A 19,481-nucleotide genomic window follows, 5' to 3' on the forward strand; every position below is an offset into this window, starting at 1 on the left:
ACCGAGCAGGGCGCTCGGGATTCCGTTACAATGCGCCACCGTGCCGACCCATGAGTCGGAAAGTTCAGCCGAGGTGCTCCATGGATATCATCGAAACGATTAAAGAGCAGATTGCCAACAACACCATTCTGCTTTACATGAAAGGCTCGCCGAATGCCCCGCAGTGTGGCTTCTCCGCGAAAGCTGCGCAGGCTGTGATGGGCTGTGGCGAGAAGTTCGCCTACGTCGACATCCTGCAGAACCCGGAAATCCGTGCCAACCTGCCGAAGTACGCCAACTGGCCGACTTTCCCGCAGTTGTGGGTAGCCGGTGAACTGGTTGGCGGCAGCGACATCATGGCTGAAATGTTCGCCAACGGTGAGCTGCAGACTCTGGTCAAGGAAGCATCCGCCAAGGCTGCTGCGGCCAAGTCCGAAGCCTGATTGGTTTCTGCCCGGATTTCAGCAAGTCTGAAATCCGGGCAATAAAAAGCCCCGCCTCTCGAAAGAGGGCGGGGCTTTTTAGTGTCTCGAGTTTAGCGCTTGCTGATTACTCGTCTTCGCCCATCTGCGATTGCAGATAGTTTTCAAGACCGACTTTATCGATCAGACCGAGTTGGGTTTCCAGCCAGTCGATGTGTTCTTCTTCGGATTCGAGAATGTCTTCAAGCAGTTCGCGGCTGCCGAAGTCGCCAACGGATTCGCAGTGAGCGATGGCAGTCTTCAGATCGGCGTGGCCGGTCTTCTCGATACGCAGATCGCACTCCAGCATTTCCTTGGTGTGCTCGCCAATGTGCAGCTTGCCCAGATCCTGCACGTTCGGCAGGCCTTCGAGGAACAAAATGCGCTTGATCAGCTTGTCCGCGTGCTTCATCTCGTCGATGGATTCGTGGTACTCGTGTTTGCCGAGCTTGTTCAGGCCCCAATCTTCATACATGCGCGCATGCAGGAAGTACTGATTGATCGCGACCAGCTCATTGGCAAGGATCTTGTTGAGATGCTGGATGACTGTTACGTCGCCTTTCATGATGGGAGTCCTGCCCTAAGTAGCGGTATATAAGGCGGAGTTTGACTTTGGTATTTATAAGTGTCAAACCTAAGTTATTGAATAATATATGAAAATTAATCGGAATAAGAATGTTTGTGTTCCGCGTCTAGTCGCTAAGCAATTGATTTTCAGGCATAAAAAAACCGGACATTAGTCCGGTTCTTCGAATTGGGTGCAATTACGCTGCAGTAAATTCTACAGGGTAGGGGATCGCGGCCTGGGCGGTTTGCAGCTTGGTCAGGGTTTCACGTACCACTTCCTTTGCAAGGCAGGCACATTTTCCGCATTGGCTGGCTACGCCGGTGGCCTGACGGACTTCTTTATAGCTGCAGCAACCTTCATAGATCGCTTCGCGGATCTGTCCGTCGGTGACGCCAGTGCAGAGGCAAACATACATAAGTGAGAACCGTCGCTGGTTGTGGCTCAATTGCGATGGATCTTAATGTTAACGAGAATGATTGTCAAAGTGCTTTCCCAACGGTTTTCATCGCCAGCGGCTGTGACTGACGAACGGTGGTGCATGGCTGAATGCCACCCGGGATTTCGCGAAAAACCGTTAAGGACAGTCCAAAAACGCAGTGTATGATGGTCGGCCCTTGCGAAGGGGGTTCATGTCACAGGGCTGTCGCCTGAGGGTGGCAGGCTGGCGCGAACCCTGAACTTCAAGTTTCTACACCAGGAGATATCAATGAGCGTACTCGTAGGCAAACAAGCCCCTGACTTCACCGTCCCGGCCGTACTCGGCAATGGCGAGATCGTTGACAGCTTCACCCTGTCCTCGGCCATCAAAGGCAAATACGGCCTGGTGTTCTTCTACCCGCTGGACTTCACCTTCGTCTGCCCGTCCGAGCTGATCGCTCTGGACAACCGCATGGCTGACTTCAAGGCGCGCAACGTAGAAGTGGTCGCTGTGTCGATCGACTCGCACTTCACCCACAACGCGTGGCGCAACACCCCGGTCAACAATGGCGGCATCGGCCAGGTGAAATACACCATGGCTGCCGACATGAAGCACGAAATCGCCAAGGCCTACGACGTTGAATCCGAAGGCGGCGTGGCTTTCCGTGGCGCGTTCCTGATCGACGACAAGGGCGTTGTCCGCTCGCAGATCATCAACGACCTGCCGCTGGGCCGTAACATGGAAGAGCTGATCCGTCTGGTTGACGCTCTGCAATTCCACGAAGAGCACGGCGAAGTCTGCCCTGCCAACTGGAAAAAAGGCGACAAAGGCATGAACGCTTCGCCAGAAGGCGTTGCGGCATACCTGACCGAGAACGCTGCTGCCCTGTAAGGCGCAACGTCGAGGTACAAAAAAACCGGCTCTTGAGCCGGTTTTTTCATGCGCGGGGTTTAACCCGACGACCATCAGTCGTTGAAGTCTTCCCAGCCGCCCATCTGTTTCCAGCGGTTGACGATGCCGCAGAACAGCTCGGCGGTCTTTTCGGTGTCGTAACGCGCGGAGTGCGCTTCACGGCCATCGAAATCGATGTCGGCTGCCTGACAAGCCTTGGCCAGCACGGTCTGACCGTAAGCCAGACCGGCGAGGGTCGCGGTGTCGAAGCTGGAGAACGGGTGAAACGGGTTGCGCTTCATGTCCAGCCGCGCAACGGCGGCGTTGAGGAAGCCCAGGTCGAAGCTGCTGTTGTGACCGACCAGAATCGCCCGCTTACAACCGTTTGCCTTCAAGGCCTTGCGTACGCCACGGAAGATGTCGGTCAGGGCCGTCTCTTCGCTGACCGCCATGCGCAACGGGTGATCGAGCTTGATCCCGGTGAACTCCAGAGCGGCTGCTTCGATGTTGGCGCCTTCGAACGGCTCGACACGGAAGAAATAGGTGTGATCCGGGTACACGAAACCCTTTTCATCCATGGCGATGGTGGTCGCGGCAATCTCCAGCAAGGCGTCGGTAGCCGAGTTGAAGCCACCGGTCTCTACGTCGACGACAACCGGCAGGTAGCCGCGAAAGCGTGCTGCCATCGGATGGCGCGAACCGCCGCCACCTTGACCGTCCAGTTCGTCGTCGAAATGGTCTTCACTCACGCGTGTTCCTCCAGCAGGCGCCAGCGCAGTTTTTCACCGGCGCGCAGCGGGATAACGTTCAGCTCGCCGAAGGGCAGGCTGGTCGGGGCGGTCCATTCTTCACGAACCAGGGTGATACGGTCGGTGTTGACCGGCAGACCGTAGAAGCGCGGGCCGTTGAGGCTGGCGAACGCTTCGAGCTTGTCCAGCGCATTACGTTGCTCGAAGGCTTCGGCATACAGCTCGATGGCAGCGTACGCGGTGTAGCAGCCGGCGCAGCCGCAGGCGGCCTCCTTGGCGTGCTGGGCGTGCGGCGCCGAGTCGGTGCCAAGGAAGAACTTCGCGCTGCCGCTGGTGGCGGCGTCGAGCAGAGCTTCCTGATGGGTATTACGCTTGAGGATCGGCAGGCAGTAGAAATGCGGCCGGATCCCGCCCACCAGCATGTGGTTGCGGTTGTACAGCAGGTGATGCGCGGTGATGGTCGCGCCGACGTTGGCCGAAGCCTCGTTGACGAACTGCACGGCATCGCCGGTGGTGATGTGTTCGAACACGACCTTGAGCGTCGGGAAACGCTCGACTACGCGGCGCATGTGCTCGTCGATGAAGATTTTTTCGCGGTCGAACACGTCGACGTCGCCACGGGTGACTTCACCGTGGATCAACAGCGGCATGCCGACTTCGGCCATGGCTTCCAGCGCCGGGAAGATCTTGTCGATACTGGTGACCCCGGAATCGGAGTTGGTGGTGGCGCCGGCCGGATACAACTTGGCCGCGTGGACAAAACCGCTGGCCTTGGCTTCACGAATTTCTTCGGGCTGGGTACGGTCGGTGAGGTAGAGCACCATCAACGGCTCGAAACGACTGCCGGCCGGGCGGGCAGCGAGAATCCGCTGGCGATAGCCGTCGGCTTCAGCGGCGTTGCGCACCGGAGGTACCAGGTTAGGCATGATGATGGCGCGACCAAAGGTGCGCGCAACATCTGCAACGGTATTGGTCAACACGGCACCATCGCGAAGATGGATGTGCCAGTCGTCGGGACGCAGCAGGGTCAGGCGGTCGGACATGAGGGAATTCCAGGCGGGTCAAACTGAGGCGAATGCTACCGGAAAAGACTCTTGCAGGCACTCGCTATCAAGTTTTGCGACGAGCGTCCGATATCCCATAGGTATGCCGTAAACATGTATGTATCGGTCTTTTTTGTTGTAGAAGCCAATGGAGCCTCCCGTGCGCCAGCGTTATTTAGCCTTGCTCAGTGTGTTTGCCAGTCTTCCCGCGATGGCACTGACCTACCAGACCCGTCTGGAGAACATTGAGTGGACGGTCGAAGGCGACAAGTTCGAATGCCGCCTGACGCAACCGATCACCGATTTCGGCTCGGGCCAGTTCGTGCGCAAGGCCGGCGAGCAGGCGATTTTTCGCCTGAACGCCTACAACGCGATGCTTGGCGGTGGTTCGGCAACCTTGCTGGCGGCGGCAGCGCCTTGGCAGCCGGGACGCAATGACATCAATCTGGGCAGCGTCAGGATCGGTACCGGCAACGTGCTGTTCAACAGTTCGCAGTCGCAGGCCGGCGGGTTGATCAGCGGTTTGCTGGAAGGTCGCAGCCCGGTGGTGCGACGTGCCTCCGGTGATGGAAGGGTCTCTGAAGTGCGTCTGCTGCCGGTCAAGTTCAGCAAAGCGTTCAACGACTACCAGACCTGCGTGGCGAAACTGCTCCCGCAGAATTTCGATCAGGTCAAAAACTCCCAGGTCGGCTTTCCGGGCGAAGGCACCGATCTGGACGCCGCCGCGAAAGCCAAACTGCAAGTGATGCTCGAGTTCATGAAGGCCGATCCGACGGTCAATCACATTGAGCTCGATGGCTATTCCGACAACAGCGGCAATCGACTGACCAATCGTGAGTTGTCACGCCGTCGCGCGCTGGCAGTGGTCGATTTCTTCAAGGCCAACGGCATCGCCGAATCGCAGATCACCGTGCGTTTCCACGGTGAGCAATACCCGCTGGTACCGAACACCAACGCCGCCAACCGGGCAAAAAACCGGCGGGTCAGCGTGAAGCTGGCCCGGGTGACACCGGTTACCGCTCCAGCACCTCAAGCCAGCACACCTGCCAACGCTGCGGCGACTTCCTGACCTGTCGGTCATCGTCGCGCTCTCGACAGATTCTGTCGCTTTGTCGTCTTAAGCTGTCGCGCCTCTGTAAATTATCGCGTTTGAGCGTTAGACTCCTCGGCTTTCCGTAGAACCCCGTGGAGTGATGGCATGGCGGACGTAATCAAGGTCGTTCTGGCGTATTCCGGCGGCCTGGACACTTCGGTGATCCTCAAGTGGCTGCAGGATACTTATAACTGTGAAGTAGTGACCTTCACTGCTGACCTGGGTCAGGGCGAAGAGGTCGAGCCGGCTCGCGCCAAGGCGCAGGCCATGGGCGTCAAAGAAATCTACATCGACGACCTGCGCGAAGAATTCGTGCGTGACTTCGTGTTCCCGATGTTCCGCGCCAACACCGTTTACGAAGGCGAGTACCTGCTGGGTACTTCCATCGCGCGTCCGCTGATCGCCAAGCGTCTGATCGAAATCGCCAACGAAACCGGCGCCGACGCCATTTCCCACGGCGCGACCGGCAAGGGCAACGATCAGGTGCGTTTCGAACTGGGTGCCTACGCGCTCAAGCCAGGCGTGAAAGTGATCGCCCCTTGGCGCGAGTGGGACCTGCTGTCCCGCGAGAAGCTGATGGATTACGCCGAGAAGCACGCGATCCCGATCGAGCGTCACGGCAAGAAGAAGTCCCCGTACTCGATGGACGCCAACCTGCTGCACATCTCTTATGAAGGCGGCGTGCTGGAAGATACCTGGACCGAGCACGAAGAAGACATGTGGCGCTGGACCGTCTCCCCGGAGAAGGCTCCCGACACCCCGCAATACCTGGAACTGACCTACCGCAACGGCGACATCGTCGCGCTGGACGGCGTCGAAATGACCCCGGCCACCGTACTGGCGACCCTGAACAAGATCGGTGGTCAACACGGTATCGGCCGTCTCGACATCGTTGAAAACCGTTACGTCGGCATGAAGTCCCGTGGCTGCTACGAAACCCCGGGCGGCACCATCATGCTGCGTGCTCACCGCGCCATTGAATCGATCACGCTGGATCGCGAAGTCGCTCACTTGAAAGACGAGTTGATGCCGAAGTACGCCAGCCTGATCTACACCGGTTACTGGTGGAGCCCGGAGCGTCTGATGCTGCAGCAGATGATCGACGCATCCCAGGTCAACGTGAACGGCGTCGTACGCCTGAAACTGTACAAGGGCAACGTAATCGTGACCGGCCGCAAGTCCGACGACTCGCTGTTCGACGCCAACATCGCGACCTTCGAAGAAGACGGCGGCGCCTACAACCAGGCCGACGCGGCGGGCTTCATCAAGCTCAACGCGCTGCGCATGCGCATTGCTGCCAACAAAGGCCGCAAGTTGTTCTGAGTCCTTGGGGCTGATGTGAATAGAGGCCTTGTCACGGTGACAAGGCCTCTACATTTGAAAATCCTCCTTTATCTGATCGAGACCGATCAGTGTTCCCGTCTTCATCCATGGTACTGCGTGCATTGTATTGATGTGCTTCGCGTATCTGCGCCCCCTATTCAAATCTTTCCCAATACAGTGATGTTCATTGAGTGAGTGTCGTAAATAATACAATACGTCATTCCCATGGTCTTTTTTCCCTGCTTAAGCGACTTGGCGATATTTGCCTTCGGTAAAACACCTGACACGCCGTCGGTTAAAAAGAGGAATACTCTCAGAGAGTGTTTGAGTGGTTGTGGGATTTTTTCCAGTAGCATGCTTATCTTTGAGTCGGTGTTCATTCCGCGAATATCAATGATGCAAAGTATGCTCAATGATTTGGGTAGCTTTACGGTATGTACTTCGGCATTTTCCTGGTTCGATAATTCACCGTTCGAATCGGGTGTGTCTTCAAACGCCTTCAAGAAATTCTTGTCATCATCAAAGTCCGAGGGTGCATAAAGCGATCGGTAGTTGAAATTCAAGGTGATGAAGAACAGGAATATCAAATAGAACGGAAAGCTGATCAGAAACCAGATGTAGAGCTCTCGCTCATCATTGTCAAGGAAGGGCAAGGACACCGCCGCGGACGTTTCGGAAATGAACGCGAATATGGCAATGACACTGATGGGGTTGTTGATTTTCTTGTTGAGTTTTAACATGTTCCTTACTCATGGATATGATCTTTCTCGTCATGTTGTATCGTTAAAGATGTTGGAAGTTTTGGAAGTATTCAAGGCTTTAGTGCTTGGTATTTATATTAAATTTTGTCGAGTGGATATAGATATGTTATTTCAGGCTATTGACATATTGAAGGCGCCTTTTTCAGGTTTTACTGTTCTGGTGTCCTCGGGTGCAGGCCTGTTGATCTTGAATGGCCGCTGGTGCAAGGAGTCTTGCCTCTAAGCTTATGGGTTATTTCTGTAGGATTAATCTTTGTTGAATGTAGGATTCGTCTCTCGCTACCACTGCAAGGGAACTTCGCTATGCCATGGGTGAAATGACTACGCTATTGTGCCGGTTCTAAAAATTCGAACAGCGAACCTGGACTTGCCCATGAATAAAGTGCTGATCGTGGATGATCATCCTGTCATTCGTCTTGCGGTGCGTATGCTGATGGAACGTCATGGCTACGAAGTCATTGCAGAAACGGATAACGGAGTGGATGCATTACAACTGGCTCGCGACCAGATGCCCGATATTGTCATTCTGGATATCGGTATACCGAAACTGGATGGACTGGAAGTCATTGCGCGCCTTACAACTAGCGCGATGCCTCTGAAGGTACTGGTGTTGACGTCCCAGGCCCCGGGCCATTTTTCCATGCGCTGCATGCAGTCGGGCGCAGCGGGATATGTTTGCAAACAACAGGATCTGACCGAACTGCTCAGTGCTATCAAGGCTGTGCTGTCCGGGTACAGTTATTTTCCGAATCAGGCGTTGCACACCGTACGCACCAGCCTGGGCAATGCCAGTGAAGCCGACATGGTTGATCGCCTGTCCGGACGCGAGATGATGGTGTTGCAGCAGTTGGCACGCGGCAAGACCAACAAGGAAATCGCCGATGGCATGTTTCTCAGTAACAAGACCGTCAGCACCTACAAGACACGGTTGCTGTTGAAGCTCAATGCGCGTTCATTGGTAGATCTGATCGAGCTGGCCCAGCGCAATGGCCTGGTCTGACCGCTTCAGCCGCTGACGGATCCTGGGCAGGTCGGCATCAGCTTGCAGCAGAAACGAAAAAGCCTCCGTTGCGGGAGGCTTTCAAATGTCAGAGATCAAAGTCGTAATCGGCCAATTGCTTCTGCAGTCGGCGTTCCTCAAGCATGTTATCGATAGTGCGGCGTTTGCTCAGGTTGGTCTTGGCGACCTCAACCACCGGTTCGTCGTCTGACTCCGCGACGAAATCGTCTTCTACGTCCACTTGCTCTTTGCTGGTGCTCATAAGGTTAACTCCAGGCTAAGGCTGCCTTTGGCGCTCCTTATATCGATATTCCAGCAGATCGTAAAAAAGATTTTTTCAATCGCAATATCAATAAACCTAATAGACGCTCAATCGTCAGAAGTTTTGTCCTTGTATTCACACAAGTCTTCGATCCGACAGCTACCGCACCGCGGCTTGCGGGCCAGGCATACATAACGCCCGTGAAGAATAAGCCAGTGGTGCGAATCGAGCAGGTATTGCTTTGGTACAAACTTCATCAGTTTGTTCTCCACCTCGACCACGTTCTTGCCCGGCGCAATGCCGGTGCGGTTGCTGACCCGAAAAATGTGGGTGTCCACCGCCATCGTCAATTGACGGAACGCCGTGTTGAGTACTACGTTGGCGGTTTTTCGGCCAACGCCGGGCAGGGCTTCCAGCGCTTCGCGCGTCTGCGGGACTTCGCCATTGTGGCGTTCGACCAGCAGACGGCACGTTTCGATCACGTTTTTCGCCTTGCTGTTATAGAGGCCGATGGTCTTGATGTACTCGGACAACCCTTCGACGCCCAAGGCATGAATGGCGGCCGGTGTGTTGGCCACCGGGTAAAGTTTCGCCGTCGCCTTGTTCACCCCGACGTCAGTTGATTGGGCGGACAGAATCACCGCGATCAGCAATTCGAAAGGCGAGGAATAGGCCAGTTCGGTCTTGGGTTCAGGATTGTCCTCGTGAAGCCTGCGGAAAATCTCCAGACGTTTTGCGGCATTCATGGGTGATGCGTTTCCTCGGGTTGGGCGGCAGGGCGAGTCCAGGCCTGACGTGCGGCCAGTAACAGTCCAAGCAAAATGAAGGCGCCGGGAGCCAGCGTCGCGAAATGCAGGCCGTTGCCGAACAGAATCAAACCTTGCCAGTGATCCGACAGGTGATGGCCGATGCTGCCCTGACCGAGCAGCTCGCGCAATACCGCCAGCACGATCATCAGTGCGGCAAACACACCGCAGAGTTTCAGGCGTCCTCGGGCTGGCAGTCGAAAGAATCCATTGTGTTCCAGGATGACGCACTGCAAACCGATCAGGCCGGCGTAAAGACTGATCATCAGATGCCACTGCACAGCGGTGCGTTGCAAAAGAATCTCGGCGCAAGCAGCCAGGGTAGCAGCCAGTATCAGACTGACCGGCAGCAGGCTCTCACTGCTCAGGCGCGACCGCAATGGTGCCATGCACAAGCCGTACATGTTCACCACAACGGCGAACATCAGCAGGATCGCCAGCGCGCCCGCCACGGAGTCAGTGGCGCCGATCAACAGCACCAGCATCATTGAGTTCGACAGGGTCGCTGACGTGTTCATGGCGCACTCCCCAGCAGGGTCGTCCGGTGGTCGTCGAAGTAACGCAGAGCATCGTGGATGGCGTTGATGGCGGCTCGGGATGTGATGGTCGCGCCAGCGATCTGGTCAAATTGCCCCTGATCCTTTTTCAAGGCCCAGCCGGCATCGGTCGGCTGGCCGCTGGATTTGCCGATAAACACCTGCAACCAGCTATTTGGCCAGTCACCGATTGTCCCGCCCAGCGCCGGGGTTTCAGTTTGCTCAAGGGTTTTCACGCCGAGCAATCGGCCATTGGCATCGATGGCGATCAGCAACTCGATGCGGCCCGCATAACCCTCGGTCTGGCTGCGCAGCAGCACCGCCACGGGTTGACCGGCCCTGGTCGCCCGATAACCGCCCAGCAATTCGCTGTGGCTCAGGTGGGGTTCGGCCAGCGCCAGAGGCTGTTCCAGAGGCTGATTGTCGTAGGCGTCGACTGAAAGCACATCCAGTAGTTTGCGACTTTCGAGCTGGCGATGTTCGGCGGCGATGTGTGGAGCATTGCTGCGTTGCACAAGAAAAGTCATGCCGATCCCTGCCGTTGCCAGCAACAATAGCGTGATCAGGCTGCCTGTGCGGTTCATGGCATTACCTGCGACTGACGGGCAGCGGCAAAGCGTTCCAGTGCCGGCACGCACAGGTTCAGCAGCAATACCGCAAATGCCACGCCATCCGGATAGCCGCCCCAGGTGCGAATCAGGTAAGTCAGCAGACCGACGCCTACGCCAAACAACAAACGGGCGAGCGGGCTCCTTGCGCCGGATACCGGCTCCGTGACGATGAAGAATGCACCAAGCATCGTGGCACCGCTCAGCAGATGAAACAGTGGCGAGCCATGGGAATCAGACCCCGAGCCGTTCCAGCACAGCAGGCTGATGACGAACAGACTGGCGAGCATGCCGACCGGTGCGTGCCAGCCGATCACCCGGCGCTGTAGCAGGAACAATCCACCGGCAAGAAATGCCAGATTCACCCACTCCACGCCATGCCCGCCGAAGCGGCCGAATGCCGGGTTGCTGGCAAACAATTCATCGATGGTCAGGCTTTTGTTGATGCGCAGGCTGTCCAGCGCCGTGGCCTGGACCCAGGCGTCCGGCGCCGCGCCCAGGTTGAACACCTGATCAATGGCCGCCGTCAGATTCATGCCATGGGCCGGCCAATGGGTCATCGGCTGCGGGAACATCACCATCGCCAGAGCAAAACCGAGCATGGCCGGATTGAAAGGGTTTCTGCCCACGCCACCGTACAAGTGTTTGCCCAAGAGCAGGCCCGAGCCGATCGCCGTGACCGTCAGCCACCACGGGCAGTAAGGTGGCAGGGCGATGGCCAGCAGCGTGGCGCTGACCAACGCGCTACCATCGGTCAAAGTGGCTTGCAGCGGCTGTCGGCGCAGATAGGTCACGGCGGCTTCGGCGCTCAAGGCTGTGGCGACGGAGAGGATCAGGTTGATCAACACACCCCAGCCGTAAAACCAGAACAACGCCAGCAACCCCGGCAATGTCGCAAGCAGAACCAGCTTCATTGCCTGTTGCAGGCGCTCGTCTCTGGTTTCAATGGATGACATGGGCTTCCACCTGCCGCTCCGCCTCTTGCAGGCGGGTGCGGGCCTTGTCGAGGACCTCGGCTGGCGTGCCGTCACGTCGCTGCAATTTGTTCAGGTCGGCGCGCGCGTAGGCCAGTTCGGTTTTCAGCTGACGAAGCTGGTTGTCGATCGGACGTTTCTCCACACGCACCAGATCGGGAGCCGGTTGCTCGCTGGCCGATTCTGCGTCGTGCAACGCTTGCTCGGCGTCACGCAGGGCTTGTTCCAGTGCAGCAATCTGCTCCGGCGGAGCCTCTGCGGTCTGCGCCTTTTTCAGCTCGGCACGGCGCATCGCCAGCTGGATTTTCGCTCGTTTCAGGTCGGCGTCTTTCGCTGGAGCTGTCACGACCGGCGCAGGTGTGGCGCTGCTTTCCAGTTTCGCCAGGGCCTGCTCGGCGGCTTCGAATTGCTGCTGTAGCACGATCAGTTGCGACTGCTGTTCGAAGGTCGGCGGATGGCCGAAGGCTTTCAGCGATTTGTGCAACTGGGCGCGGCTCATCGCCACGTCGATCTTGGCCTTTTTCAGCGCGGCGTCGGCGGTTGCTGCTTTCTGCGCGCGTACCCGCTCCAGCGCCGCCTGCACCGGATCGAGCGTGGCGGCTGCGACTTCAAACTGCGCCGCACGTTGCGCGCGGGCCTCGCGTTCGGCCTGCTTCTGCTGTTCTTCTCTTTGCAGCCGGGCGTTACGCCGTTCGAAACGTTGCCGGGCGTGATCTCGCTTGGCGGTGCGGGCCTGCTGCTCTTCAAGGCTGGCGGCCAGGCCGCCCACCACTGGCAGTGTTCCCAGCGGCAGCGGGTGCATCTCGATACAGTCGACGGGGCAAGGTGCCACGCACAGATCGCAACCGGTGCACTCGTCGATGATCACGGTGTGCATCAGTTTCGCCGCGCCGACGATGGCGTCGATCGGGCAGGCCTGGATGCATTTGGTGCAGCCGATGCACTCGGCTTCGCGGATGAAAGCCACTTGCGGCGGCGCCGAACCACGGCTGATGTCCAGCTCCAGCACCGGGATTTTCAGCAGTTCGGCCAGTGCCGCGATGGTTTCGTCGCCGCCCGGCGGGCACTTGTTGATCGGCTCGCCGGCGATGATGCCTTCAGCGTAGGGTTTGCATCCGGGATGGCCGCACTTGCCGCATTGGGTTTGTGGCAGCAGGGCATCGATGCGTTGAATCAGACTCATGTTTTGATCAGTCCACTGAATCCGAGAAAAGCCACGGCCATCAGTCCGGCGCCGATCAACTGGATCGGCAGGCCACGAAAGGGCAGGGGAATATCATTGTCGGCCGTGCGTTCGCGCAAATCGCTGAACAGGCTCAGTACCAGCCAGAAACCCAGGCCGGAGCCAAGGCTCAGCGCAGCTGCATGAAACAGGCCTTTGTCCGTTTGCGCGTTGATCAGCGTCAGCCCCAGCACACCGGCGTTGCCCAGCAGCAGCGGCCACAAACCATCGAATGACAGCGTGGGTCGCCAATGTGCCAACAGCTTCAGCAACGGCGCGATCAGCAGGACGCTCAACGGCAGAAACACAAATAGTCGCAGGAATTCCAGTTGCAACGGCACCAGCAACCAATGCCAGATCGCGTAACCCGCCACACCGACTATCAGCATCAGACATAACGTCGCCAGCCCCAGCGCATGCACCTGACGACGCTCACCGCCCAGCAGCGGATCGACGCCCAGCGGCCAGTGCAACACGAAGTTGTTGATCAGCGCAGTACTGAATAGCGTAAGCACGAGTTCGGTCATGGTTCTGCCGATGAGAGCGGGCGGGTGTCACTTAAGATTAGGCATTATCCGGCCGCCATGACGGGTGGGCCAGATATGAAAAATCCCACAGGCGCACGGGGTACGCCTGTGGGATCGGTCAGTGCAGAACCTTACTTGATGCGCTGACCCGGCTTGGCGCCGCTGTCCGGGCTCAGCAGGTAGATTTCTTCACCGCCAGGGCCGGCCGCCATCACCATGCCTTCGGAGATGCCGAACTTCATTTTCCGTGGCTTGAGGTTGGCGATCATCATGGTCAGGCGACCGTCGAGTTTCGACGGATCCGGGTAGGCGCTCTTGATCCCCGAGAACACGTTGCGTTGCTCGTCACCAATGTCGAGGGTCAGACGCAGCAGCTTGTCCGCGCCTTCAACGTGTTCGGCCTTGACGATCAACGCCACGCGGAGGTCGACGGCGGCAAAGGTGTCGAAGTCGATTTCCGGCGACAGCGGATCCTTGGCCAGTTCGCCGTTGCCGGCAGGCGCGGCGGCACCGGTGTCGGTCTGGCTGGCGGTCAGGTCTTCTTTCGAGGCTTCGGTCATGGCTTGCACTTTTACCGGGTCGATGCGGGTCATCAACGGCTTGAATTCGTTCAACTGGTGGTTGGCCAGCAGGGTGGTGTGGTCGTTCCAGGTCAGCGGGGCGACGTTGAGGAACGCTTCGGCGTCGGCGGCCAGCAGCGGCAGCACTGGCTTGAGGAAGATCACCAGCTGGCGGAACAGGTTGATTGCCGTGGCACAGACCGCCTGGACTTCATCCTGCTTGCCTTCCTGCTTGTTCAGCGACCAAGGCGCCTTGTCGGCGATCCAGGCGTTGGCGCGGTCGGCCAAAGCCATGGTTTCGCGCATGGCACGGGCGAAGTCGCGGGCTTCATAGGCGTCAGCGATGCTCGGTGCGGCAGCCAGGAATGCTTCGGTCAGTTCCGGTGCGGCGTTGCTGTCCACCAGCAGGCCGGCATTGCCTTTCTGAATAAAACCGGCGCAACGGCTGGCGATGTTGACCACTTTGCCGACCAGATCGGAGTTGACCTTCTGCACGAAGTCTTCGAGGTTCAGATCGAGGTCGTCGACGCCACGGCCGAGTTTGGCCGCGTAGTAGTAGCGCAGGTATTCCGGCGACAGGTGATCCAGGTATGTCCGGGCCTTGATGAAGGTGCCGCGGGACTTGGACATCTTCTGGCCGTTGACGGTCAGGTAGCCGTGCACGTTGATCCCGGTCGGCTTGCGGAAACCCGCGCCTTCGAGCATCGCCGGCCAGAACAGGGCGTGGAAGTTGACGATGTCCTTGCCGATGAAGTGGTACAGCTCGGCGGTGGAGTCCTTGCCCCAGAACGCGTCGAAGTCCAGCTCCGGCGTGCGGTTGCACAGGTTCTTGAAGCTGGCCATGTAGCCAATCGGCGCATCCAGCCACACGTAGAAGTATTTACCTGGTTCGCCCGGGATCTCGAAGCCGAAGTACGGCGCATCGCGGGAGATGTCCCACTGTTGCAGGCCGGCGTCCAGCCATTCGGCGATCTTGTTGGCCACGGCATCCTGCAGGGTGCCGCTGCGGGTCCAGGTCTGCAGCATCTGCTGGAAGTCAGGCAGCTTGAAGAAGAAGTGTTGGGAATCCTTGAGCACCGGGGTGGCGCCGGAGATTGCCGACTTCGGATCCTTCAGGTCGGTCGGCGCGTAGGTTGCACCGCATTTTTCGCAGTTGTCGCCGTACTGGTCTTCGGTGCCGCATTTCGGGCAGGTGCCCTTGATGAAGCGGTCGGCCAGGAACATTTTCTTTTCCGGGTCGAAATACTGGGTGATCGAACGTTGGGCGATGTGCCCGGCGTCACGCAGCTTCAGGTAGATCTGGCTCGACAGCTCACGGTTTTCTTCGGCGTGAGTGGAGTGGAAGTTGTCGAAGTCCACCAGGAATTCGGCAAAGTCGGCGCTGTGTTCAGCCTGGACGTTGGCGATCAGTTGTTCCGGAGTGATGCCTTCCTTTTCCGCGCGCAGCATGATCGCCGAACCGTGGGCGTCGTCGGCGCAGACATAAATGCACTGATTGCCGCGATGCTTCTGGAAGCGCACCCACATATCGGTCTGGATATATTCCAGCATATGGCCAAGGTGAATCGAACCGTTGGCGTAGGGCAGGGCGCTGGTGACGAGAATCTTGCGTGGTTCGGACATGTGGGGCTTCGCTACTTGATGAAACGGAGGTCGGCCACTATAAAGCGCCGGGAAAGATATTTCACCTCTGCAAATCGTTGCCGGACATGCCGTCCGGAGTGCAGAAGGGGTAGGATACCCGCCATCTTTTCCCAGTCTTGTTATCGGAGTTGCCCATGAGTGCCGTCACTCGCGCAGCGGTGGAAGCCGTCCTCAGCCAATACACCGACCCTTACCTGAACCAGGATCCGGTCAGCGCCGGTTGCGTGCGCAACATCGAAATTGCCGGTGACCGCGTCAGCGTGCAGCTGGAAATCGGTTATGCCGCCGGTCTGTTCAAGAGCGGCTGGGCGCAATTGCTGCAACTGGCCATCGAAAACATCGACGGTGTGGTGTCGGCCAAGGTCGAAGTCAACAGCGTGATTGCCGCGCACAAGGCACAGGCACAGATTCCGGGGCTGGCCAACGTCAAGAACGTGGTTGCCGTGGCGTCGGGCAAGGGCGGTGTGGGCAAGTCCACCACCGCGGCCAACCTGGCGCTGGCACTGGCCCGCGAAGGCGCGAAAGTCGGGATCCTCGACGCCGATATTTATGGCCCGAGCCAGGGCATCATGTTCGGTATTCCCGAGGGCACCCGCCCGCAGATCAAGGATCAGAAGTGGTTCGTGCCGCTTCAGGCCCATGGCGTGGAAGTCATGTCGATGGCTTTCCTGACTGACGACAACACGCCAATGGTCTGGCGCGGGCCGATGGTCTCTGGCGCGCTGCTGCAACTGGTCACGCAAACCGCTTGGGGCGACCTGGATTATCTGGTTATCGACATGCCGCCAGGCACCGGCGACATCCAGTTGACCCTGGCGCAGAAAGTCCCGGTGGCCGGCGCCGTGATCGTCACCACACCGCAGGATCTGGCGCTGCTCGATGCGCGTAAAGGTGTGGAAATGTTCCGCAAGGTCAACATTCCGGTGCTGGGCGTGGTGGAAAACATGGCCGTGCACATCTGCTCGAATTGCGGACATGCCGAGCATCTGTTCGGTGAGGGCGGTGGCGAGAAACTGGCGACCCAGTTCGGCGTTGAACTGCTGGCTTCGCTGCCATTGTCGATGCTGATCCGCGAACAGGCCGATGGTGGCAAGCCGACGGTGATTTCCGAGCCGGACAGCCAGATCGCCATGGTCTATCAGGAACTGGCCCGCCACGTCGGTGCGCGGATCGTGTTGCAGGAAGCTGCCTCGCCGGCAATGCCGAACATTACGATCAGCGACGATTGATGCCTGTGGTTTAAACAAAAACGCCCCGGTGCCTGTGCACCGGGGCGTTTTTCTTTGCGCGACAGCGGTCAGATGCGCAACCCGCCGTCCATCTCCAGAATCCGGCCGGTGTAGTAGTCGTTCTCGAAGATGTACGCCGCCGAGTGGGCAATCTCTTCCGGCTTGCCCATGCGCTTGAGCGGAATGCCCGAGGTCATTTTCTCCAGCGCTTCAGGCTTCATGCCCAGGGTCATCTCGGTCTCGATGAAGCCTGGTGCAATGCCGGCCACGCGAATGCCGTAGCGCGCCAGTTCCTTGGCCCAGGTCACGGTCGCCGCAGCGACGCCAGCCTTGGCGGCGGAGTAGTTGGTCTGGCCGACGTTGCCCGCGCGGGAGATCGACGAGATGTTGATGATCGCGCCGCTGTTCTTCAGCTCGACCATTTTTGCCGCCACTTCACGGGTGCAGAGGAATACGCCGGTCAGGTTGACGTCGATCACCGCCTGCCACTGGGCCAGGCTCATCTTGGTCATTTCGCCGTCCTTGACCTTGAGCAGCAGGCCGTCGCGCAGGATCCCGGCGTTGTTGATCAGGCCGTGAATCGCGCCGAAGTCCTCGGCGACCTGGGCGACCATGTGCGTCACTTGCTCTTCATTGGCGACGTTGCACAGATAGCTGCGCGCCTCGACGCCCTTGGCCTTGCAGGCCGCGACGGCGTCATCGAGTTTTTCCTGATTCAGATCGACCAGTGCCAGCTTCGCGCCCTTGCCCGCGAAATACTCGGCCATCGAGCGGCCCAAGCCTTGGCAACCGCCAGTGATAATGATTACTTTGTCGTTGAGTTGCATTCGCATGCCCCCGAGAGCAGGTCAGAGTGGTGTCCTTTAGAGAGCCTCTCGATCTGCGCCTGACATGGCCCGGCTGCACATGAGAACTGCCCCAGTGACGACTGATACTTATCCGTGTCGCCCGTCCGTTTTTTTGACGGATTCTATTTAAGGAGTCATAAATTGAGCGTTGAAGCGGCTAAGAATGCCCGAGAATTGCTTCTCAAGGAATACCGTGGCGTGCTGTCGACCCACTCCAAATCAATGCCCGGTTTTCCGTTTGGCTCCGTGGTTCCTTACTGCCTGGACGAGCAGGGACGGCCGCTGATCCTCATCAGCCGCATCGCCCAGCACACCCACAACCTGCAGAAAGACCCGAAATGTTCGCTGCTGGTGGGTGAGCGCGAGGCTGATGATGTGCAAGCCGTTGGTCGCCTGACCTATCTGGCCGAAGCGGAAAAACTCGAAGACGCGGCCGCCATCGAAGCCGCTGCTGAGCGCTACTATCGTTATTTCCCCGATTCGCGGAATTACCACAAGGCTCACGATTTCGATTTCTGGGTGCTCAAACCCGTGCGCCATCGCTACATCGGTGGTTTCGGCGCGATCCACTGGGTCGATCATCTGACCCTGGCCAACCCGTTCGCCGGCAAGGCCGAAATCAGCATGGTCGAGCACATGAACAGCGACCACGCCAAGGCCATCGCCCATTACGTCGACCTCGCCGGGCTGCCGAAAACCGTACCGGCACAAATGGCCGGGATCGACACCGAAGGCATGCACCTGCGCATCGGTCAGGCGCTGTACTGGCTGCCGTTTCAAGCGCCTTGTCATACGCCGATACAAGTGCGCGAAGCCTTGGTTTCTCTGGCTCACGCCGAGGTCTGGCCAAAAAATGCAGTAGCCGACGCTTGAATTCACGAAAGGGCGACGTCATCTAAGGCTTACTGCAAGGCATTTCTTGCGTTGAGGAAACTTTGATGCGCCCTTTTTTGTTGCTCTTTCTGCTGTTCCCGGTGTTGGAGCTGTTCGTATTCGTCAAAGTGGCAGGTTCGATCGGATTTTTTCCGGCCCTGCTGCTGATCATTCTCGGCTCGATGTTCGGCGTATTTGTGCTGCGCGTCGCCGGACTGGCAACTGCCCTGCGTGCCCGTGAAAGCCTGAACCGCGGCGAACTGCCTGCGCAAACCATGCTCGAAGGTCTGATGCTGGCCCTGGCCGGTGGCCTGTTGATCCTGCCGGGTTTCATCAGTGACGTGGTCGGTCTGGTGCTGCTGTTGCCGTTCAGTCGTCGACTCGTCGCCAACAAAATGCGCCAGCGCGCCGAAGAGCAGGCCATGCGCCAGCGAGCGTTCGCCGATGACCTGCAACCTCGCGGCGGTCCGGCACCGCGCCAGCCTCTGGGCCGCGAAGGCGATGTAATCGAAGGCGAATTCGAACACCGCGACACCAAGTAACTTCTGCATCGACACGGCACCTTCGGGTGCCGTGTTCGTTTGCGGGGCAAGTTCATGCAGGCTGCATGAAAATTTTTTGACCCCCGCCCTTGTAATAAGCTTCTGCGCCCTTATGTATCGGTCACCGAAAGGTTCCGACATTTTGAGTCGGACAGACTTCCGCGGTTCGCTCGACGAACCGCAACCGGCGCAGGCCGGATTCGTTAAACCCGCCGGGACTACACCGGCCGATGAAAACCACAATTAGGAGAGATCGACAATGAAGCTTCGTCCTCTGCATGACCGCGTCGTCATCCGTCGCAGCGAAGAAGAAAAGAAAACCGCTGGCGGTATCGTCCTGCCAGGTTCGGCTGCTGAAAAAGCCAACCACGGTGAGATTCTGGCTGTAGGCCCGGGCAAGGCACTGGAAAACGGTGAAGTGCGCGCACTGTCCGTGAAGGTAGGCGACAAGGTTGTGTTCGGTCCGTACTCCGGCAGCAACACTGTGAAAGTCGACGGCGAAGACCTGCTGGTAATGAGCGAGAACGAAATCCTCGCCGTTATCGAAGGCTGATTACCCCCGTT

23 protein-coding genes are annotated in these 19,481 nt (G+C 58.3%); 9 read left to right on the forward strand and 14 right to left on the reverse strand.

Annotated elements, in window-relative coordinates; genetic code table 11:
- The first annotated feature begins 80 nt into the window (after positions 1 to 80).
- On the forward strand, positions 81 to 422 hold the full coding sequence (grxD, locus tag CAF87_RS00330) for a Grx4 family monothiol glutaredoxin (protein ID WP_039765841.1): 342 nt from the start codon (positions 81 to 83) through the stop codon (positions 420 to 422).
- 106 nt (positions 423 to 528) lie between these two features.
- Here grxD and bfr read toward each other — a convergent pair whose 3' ends face one another.
- Positions 529 to 1,005 carry a bacterioferritin gene (gene bfr, locus CAF87_RS00335; protein ID WP_085730178.1) on the reverse strand — a complete coding sequence of 159 codons (477 nt, stop codon included), beginning with the start codon at positions 1,003 to 1,005 and terminating at the stop codon, positions 529 to 531.
- A 199-nt stretch (positions 1,006 to 1,204) separates the two neighbouring features.
- On the reverse strand, positions 1,205 to 1,423 hold the full coding sequence (locus tag CAF87_RS00340; protein ID WP_003227725.1) for a bacterioferritin-associated ferredoxin: 219 nt from the start codon (positions 1,421 to 1,423) through the stop codon (positions 1,205 to 1,207).
- Between the two features lie 291 nt (positions 1,424 to 1,714).
- On the opposite strand from CAF87_RS00340, the gene CAF87_RS00345 reads away from it, so the two are divergent.
- The gene (locus tag CAF87_RS00345; protein WP_007963972.1) at positions 1,715 to 2,317 is read left to right on the forward strand and encodes a peroxiredoxin; all 603 of its coding nucleotides are present in this window, start codon (positions 1,715 to 1,717) and stop codon (positions 2,315 to 2,317) included.
- Between the two features lie 74 nt (positions 2,318 to 2,391).
- Here CAF87_RS00345 and rnt read toward each other — a convergent pair whose 3' ends face one another.
- Both rnt and pyrC read right to left on the reverse strand, forming a co-directional pair.
- A complete protein-coding gene (gene rnt, locus CAF87_RS00350) occupies positions 2,392 to 3,066 on the reverse strand; it encodes a ribonuclease T (RefSeq protein WP_085730179.1) in 675 nt (224 codons plus the stop codon).
- Positions 3,063 to 4,109, reverse strand: coding sequence for a dihydroorotase (gene pyrC / locus CAF87_RS00355; RefSeq protein ID WP_047599389.1), 1,047 nt, complete (start codon positions 4,107 to 4,109; stop codon positions 3,063 to 3,065). The genes rnt and pyrC overlap by 4 nt, the downstream gene beginning before the upstream one ends.
- 160 nt (positions 4,110 to 4,269) lie before the next feature.
- Here pyrC and CAF87_RS00360 point away from each other — a divergent pair, with 160 nt between their 5' ends.
- Together CAF87_RS00360 and CAF87_RS00365 are read left to right on the forward strand one after the other, a co-directional pair.
- Entirely contained in the window at positions 4,270 to 5,178 is a 909-nt protein-coding gene (locus tag CAF87_RS00360; RefSeq protein ID WP_085730180.1) for an OmpA family protein, read from the forward strand.
- 129 nt (positions 5,179 to 5,307) lie between these two features.
- On the forward strand, positions 5,308 to 6,525 hold the full coding sequence (locus CAF87_RS00365) for an argininosuccinate synthase (RefSeq protein WP_085730181.1): 1,218 nt from the start codon (positions 5,308 to 5,310) through the stop codon (positions 6,523 to 6,525).
- A 158-nt stretch (positions 6,526 to 6,683) separates the two neighbouring features.
- On the opposite strand, the gene CAF87_RS00370 is transcribed toward CAF87_RS00365, so the two are convergent.
- On the reverse strand, positions 6,684 to 7,265 hold the full coding sequence (locus tag CAF87_RS00370; protein ID WP_085730182.1) for a hypothetical protein: 582 nt from the start codon (positions 7,263 to 7,265) through the stop codon (positions 6,684 to 6,686).
- 394 nt (positions 7,266 to 7,659) lie between these two features.
- Between CAF87_RS00370 and CAF87_RS00380 the strand changes: the two genes are divergently transcribed.
- Entirely contained in the window at positions 7,660 to 8,286 is a 627-nt protein-coding gene (locus CAF87_RS00380; RefSeq protein WP_085730184.1) for a response regulator transcription factor, read from the forward strand.
- A gap of 88 nt (positions 8,287 to 8,374) precedes the next feature.
- On the opposite strand, the gene CAF87_RS29170 is transcribed toward CAF87_RS00380, so the two are convergent.
- From CAF87_RS29170 to metG, 8 genes are all read right to left on the reverse strand, one after another.
- Positions 8,375 to 8,548, reverse strand: coding sequence for a PA3496 family putative envelope integrity protein (locus CAF87_RS29170; protein ID WP_096818454.1), 174 nt, complete (start codon positions 8,546 to 8,548; stop codon positions 8,375 to 8,377).
- Between the two features lie 107 nt (positions 8,549 to 8,655).
- On the reverse strand, positions 8,656 to 9,294 hold the full coding sequence (nth, locus tag CAF87_RS00385; protein WP_085730185.1) for an endonuclease III: 639 nt from the start codon (positions 9,292 to 9,294) through the stop codon (positions 8,656 to 8,658).
- Positions 9,291 to 9,872 carry an Rnf-Nqr domain containing protein gene (locus tag CAF87_RS00390; protein ID WP_085730186.1) on the reverse strand — a complete coding sequence of 194 codons (582 nt, stop codon included), beginning with the start codon at positions 9,870 to 9,872 and terminating at the stop codon, positions 9,291 to 9,293. The genes nth and CAF87_RS00390 overlap by 4 nt, the downstream gene beginning before the upstream one ends.
- Positions 9,869 to 10,474, reverse strand: coding sequence for an RnfABCDGE type electron transport complex subunit G (locus CAF87_RS00395; protein WP_085730187.1), 606 nt, complete (start codon positions 10,472 to 10,474; stop codon positions 9,869 to 9,871). The genes CAF87_RS00390 and CAF87_RS00395 overlap by 4 nt, the downstream gene beginning before the upstream one ends.
- Positions 10,471 to 11,454, reverse strand: coding sequence for an RnfABCDGE type electron transport complex subunit D (locus CAF87_RS00400; RefSeq protein ID WP_085730188.1), 984 nt, complete (start codon positions 11,452 to 11,454; stop codon positions 10,471 to 10,473). Before CAF87_RS00400 ends, CAF87_RS00395 begins: the two co-directional genes overlap by 4 nt.
- Positions 11,441 to 12,655, reverse strand: coding sequence for an electron transport complex subunit RsxB (gene rsxB, locus CAF87_RS00405; RefSeq protein WP_085730189.1), 1,215 nt, complete (start codon positions 12,653 to 12,655; stop codon positions 11,441 to 11,443). The genes CAF87_RS00400 and rsxB overlap by 14 nt, the downstream gene beginning before the upstream one ends.
- Positions 12,652 to 13,221, reverse strand: coding sequence for an electron transport complex protein RnfA (locus tag CAF87_RS00410; protein ID WP_085730190.1), 570 nt, complete (start codon positions 13,219 to 13,221; stop codon positions 12,652 to 12,654). The genes rsxB and CAF87_RS00410 overlap by 4 nt, the downstream gene beginning before the upstream one ends.
- A gap of 131 nt (positions 13,222 to 13,352) precedes the next feature.
- Positions 13,353 to 15,404, reverse strand: coding sequence for a methionine--tRNA ligase (metG, locus tag CAF87_RS00415; RefSeq protein ID WP_085730191.1), 2,052 nt, complete (start codon positions 15,402 to 15,404; stop codon positions 13,353 to 13,355).
- 155 nt (positions 15,405 to 15,559) lie between these two features.
- On the opposite strand from metG, the gene apbC reads away from it, so the two are divergent.
- Positions 15,560 to 16,654, forward strand: a complete 1,095-nt coding sequence (apbC, locus tag CAF87_RS00420) for an iron-sulfur cluster carrier protein ApbC (RefSeq protein WP_085730192.1) — start codon at positions 15,560 to 15,562, stop codon at positions 16,652 to 16,654.
- Between the two features lie 68 nt (positions 16,655 to 16,722).
- Here apbC and CAF87_RS00425 read toward each other — a convergent pair whose 3' ends face one another.
- Positions 16,723 to 17,481, reverse strand: coding sequence for an SDR family oxidoreductase (locus CAF87_RS00425; RefSeq protein ID WP_011335726.1), 759 nt, complete (start codon positions 17,479 to 17,481; stop codon positions 16,723 to 16,725).
- 162 nt (positions 17,482 to 17,643) lie between these two features.
- Here CAF87_RS00425 and CAF87_RS00430 point away from each other — a divergent pair, with 162 nt between their 5' ends.
- From CAF87_RS00430 to CAF87_RS00440, 3 genes are all read left to right on the forward strand, one after another.
- Positions 17,644 to 18,375, forward strand: a complete 732-nt coding sequence (locus tag CAF87_RS00430; RefSeq protein ID WP_085730193.1) for a HugZ family protein — start codon at positions 17,644 to 17,646, stop codon at positions 18,373 to 18,375.
- 65 nt (positions 18,376 to 18,440) lie between these two features.
- A complete protein-coding gene (locus tag CAF87_RS00435) occupies positions 18,441 to 18,917 on the forward strand; it encodes an FxsA family protein (RefSeq protein WP_007953217.1) in 477 nt (158 codons plus the stop codon).
- A gap of 259 nt (positions 18,918 to 19,176) precedes the next feature.
- Complete coding sequence (locus tag CAF87_RS00440) at positions 19,177 to 19,470, forward strand: co-chaperone GroES (RefSeq protein ID WP_085730194.1); 294 nt, start codon at positions 19,177 to 19,179, stop codon at positions 19,468 to 19,470.
- Positions 19,471 to 19,481 lie beyond the last annotated feature (11 nt).

The sequence above is a fragment of the Pseudomonas sp. R38(2017) genome (assembly GCF_002112395.1).
In the GTDB taxonomy this organism is placed as follows: domain Bacteria; phylum Pseudomonadota; class Gammaproteobacteria; order Pseudomonadales; family Pseudomonadaceae; genus Aquipseudomonas.

Bases quoted from the DNA above. Each gene is read 5' to 3' on its own strand.
- CAF87_RS00380 (WP_085730184.1), top strand. From the start codon at position 7,660: ATGAATAAAGTGCTGATCGTGGATGATCATCCTGTCATTCGTCTTGCG.
- grxD (WP_039765841.1), top strand. From the start codon at position 81: ATGGATATCATCGAAACGATTAAAGAGCAGATTGCCAACAACACCATT.
- CAF87_RS00340 (WP_003227725.1), bottom strand. From the start codon at position 1,423: ATGTATGTTTGCCTCTGCACTGGCGTCACCGACGGACAGATCCGCGAA.
- CAF87_RS00365 (WP_085730181.1), top strand. From the start codon at position 5,308: ATGGCGGACGTAATCAAGGTCGTTCTGGCGTATTCCGGCGGCCTGGAC.
- CAF87_RS00440 (WP_085730194.1), top strand. From the start codon at position 19,177: ATGAAGCTTCGTCCTCTGCATGACCGCGTCGTCATCCGTCGCAGCGAA.
- apbC (WP_085730192.1), top strand. From the start codon at position 15,560: ATGAGTGCCGTCACTCGCGCAGCGGTGGAAGCCGTCCTCAGCCAATAC.
- CAF87_RS29170 (WP_096818454.1), bottom strand. From the start codon at position 8,548: ATGAGCACCAGCAAAGAGCAAGTGGACGTAGAAGACGATTTCGTCGCG.
- rsxB (WP_085730189.1), bottom strand. From the start codon at position 12,655: ATGAGTCTGATTCAACGCATCGATGCCCTGCTGCCACAAACCCAATGC.
- CAF87_RS00425 (WP_011335726.1), bottom strand. From the start codon at position 17,481: ATGCAACTCAACGACAAAGTAATCATTATCACTGGCGGTTGCCAAGGC.
- CAF87_RS00345 (WP_007963972.1), top strand. From the start codon at position 1,715: ATGAGCGTACTCGTAGGCAAACAAGCCCCTGACTTCACCGTCCCGGCC.
- CAF87_RS00400 (WP_085730188.1), bottom strand. From the start codon at position 11,454: ATGTCATCCATTGAAACCAGAGACGAGCGCCTGCAACAGGCAATGAAG.
- bfr (WP_085730178.1), bottom strand. From the start codon at position 1,005: ATGAAAGGCGACGTAACAGTCATCCAGCATCTCAACAAGATCCTTGCC.
- metG (WP_085730191.1), bottom strand. From the start codon at position 15,404: ATGTCCGAACCACGCAAGATTCTCGTCACCAGCGCCCTGCCCTACGCC.
- CAF87_RS00410 (WP_085730190.1), bottom strand. From the start codon at position 13,221: ATGACCGAACTCGTGCTTACGCTATTCAGTACTGCGCTGATCAACAAC.
- CAF87_RS00370 (WP_085730182.1), bottom strand. From the start codon at position 7,265: ATGTTAAAACTCAACAAGAAAATCAACAACCCCATCAGTGTCATTGCC.
- CAF87_RS00390 (WP_085730186.1), bottom strand. From the start codon at position 9,872: ATGAACACGTCAGCGACCCTGTCGAACTCAATGATGCTGGTGCTGTTG.
- CAF87_RS00435 (WP_007953217.1), top strand. From the start codon at position 18,441: ATGCGCCCTTTTTTGTTGCTCTTTCTGCTGTTCCCGGTGTTGGAGCTG.
- nth (WP_085730185.1), bottom strand. From the start codon at position 9,294: ATGAATGCCGCAAAACGTCTGGAGATTTTCCGCAGGCTTCACGAGGAC.
- CAF87_RS00395 (WP_085730187.1), bottom strand. From the start codon at position 10,474: ATGAACCGCACAGGCAGCCTGATCACGCTATTGTTGCTGGCAACGGCA.
- pyrC (WP_047599389.1), bottom strand. From the start codon at position 4,109: ATGTCCGACCGCCTGACCCTGCTGCGTCCCGACGACTGGCACATCCAT.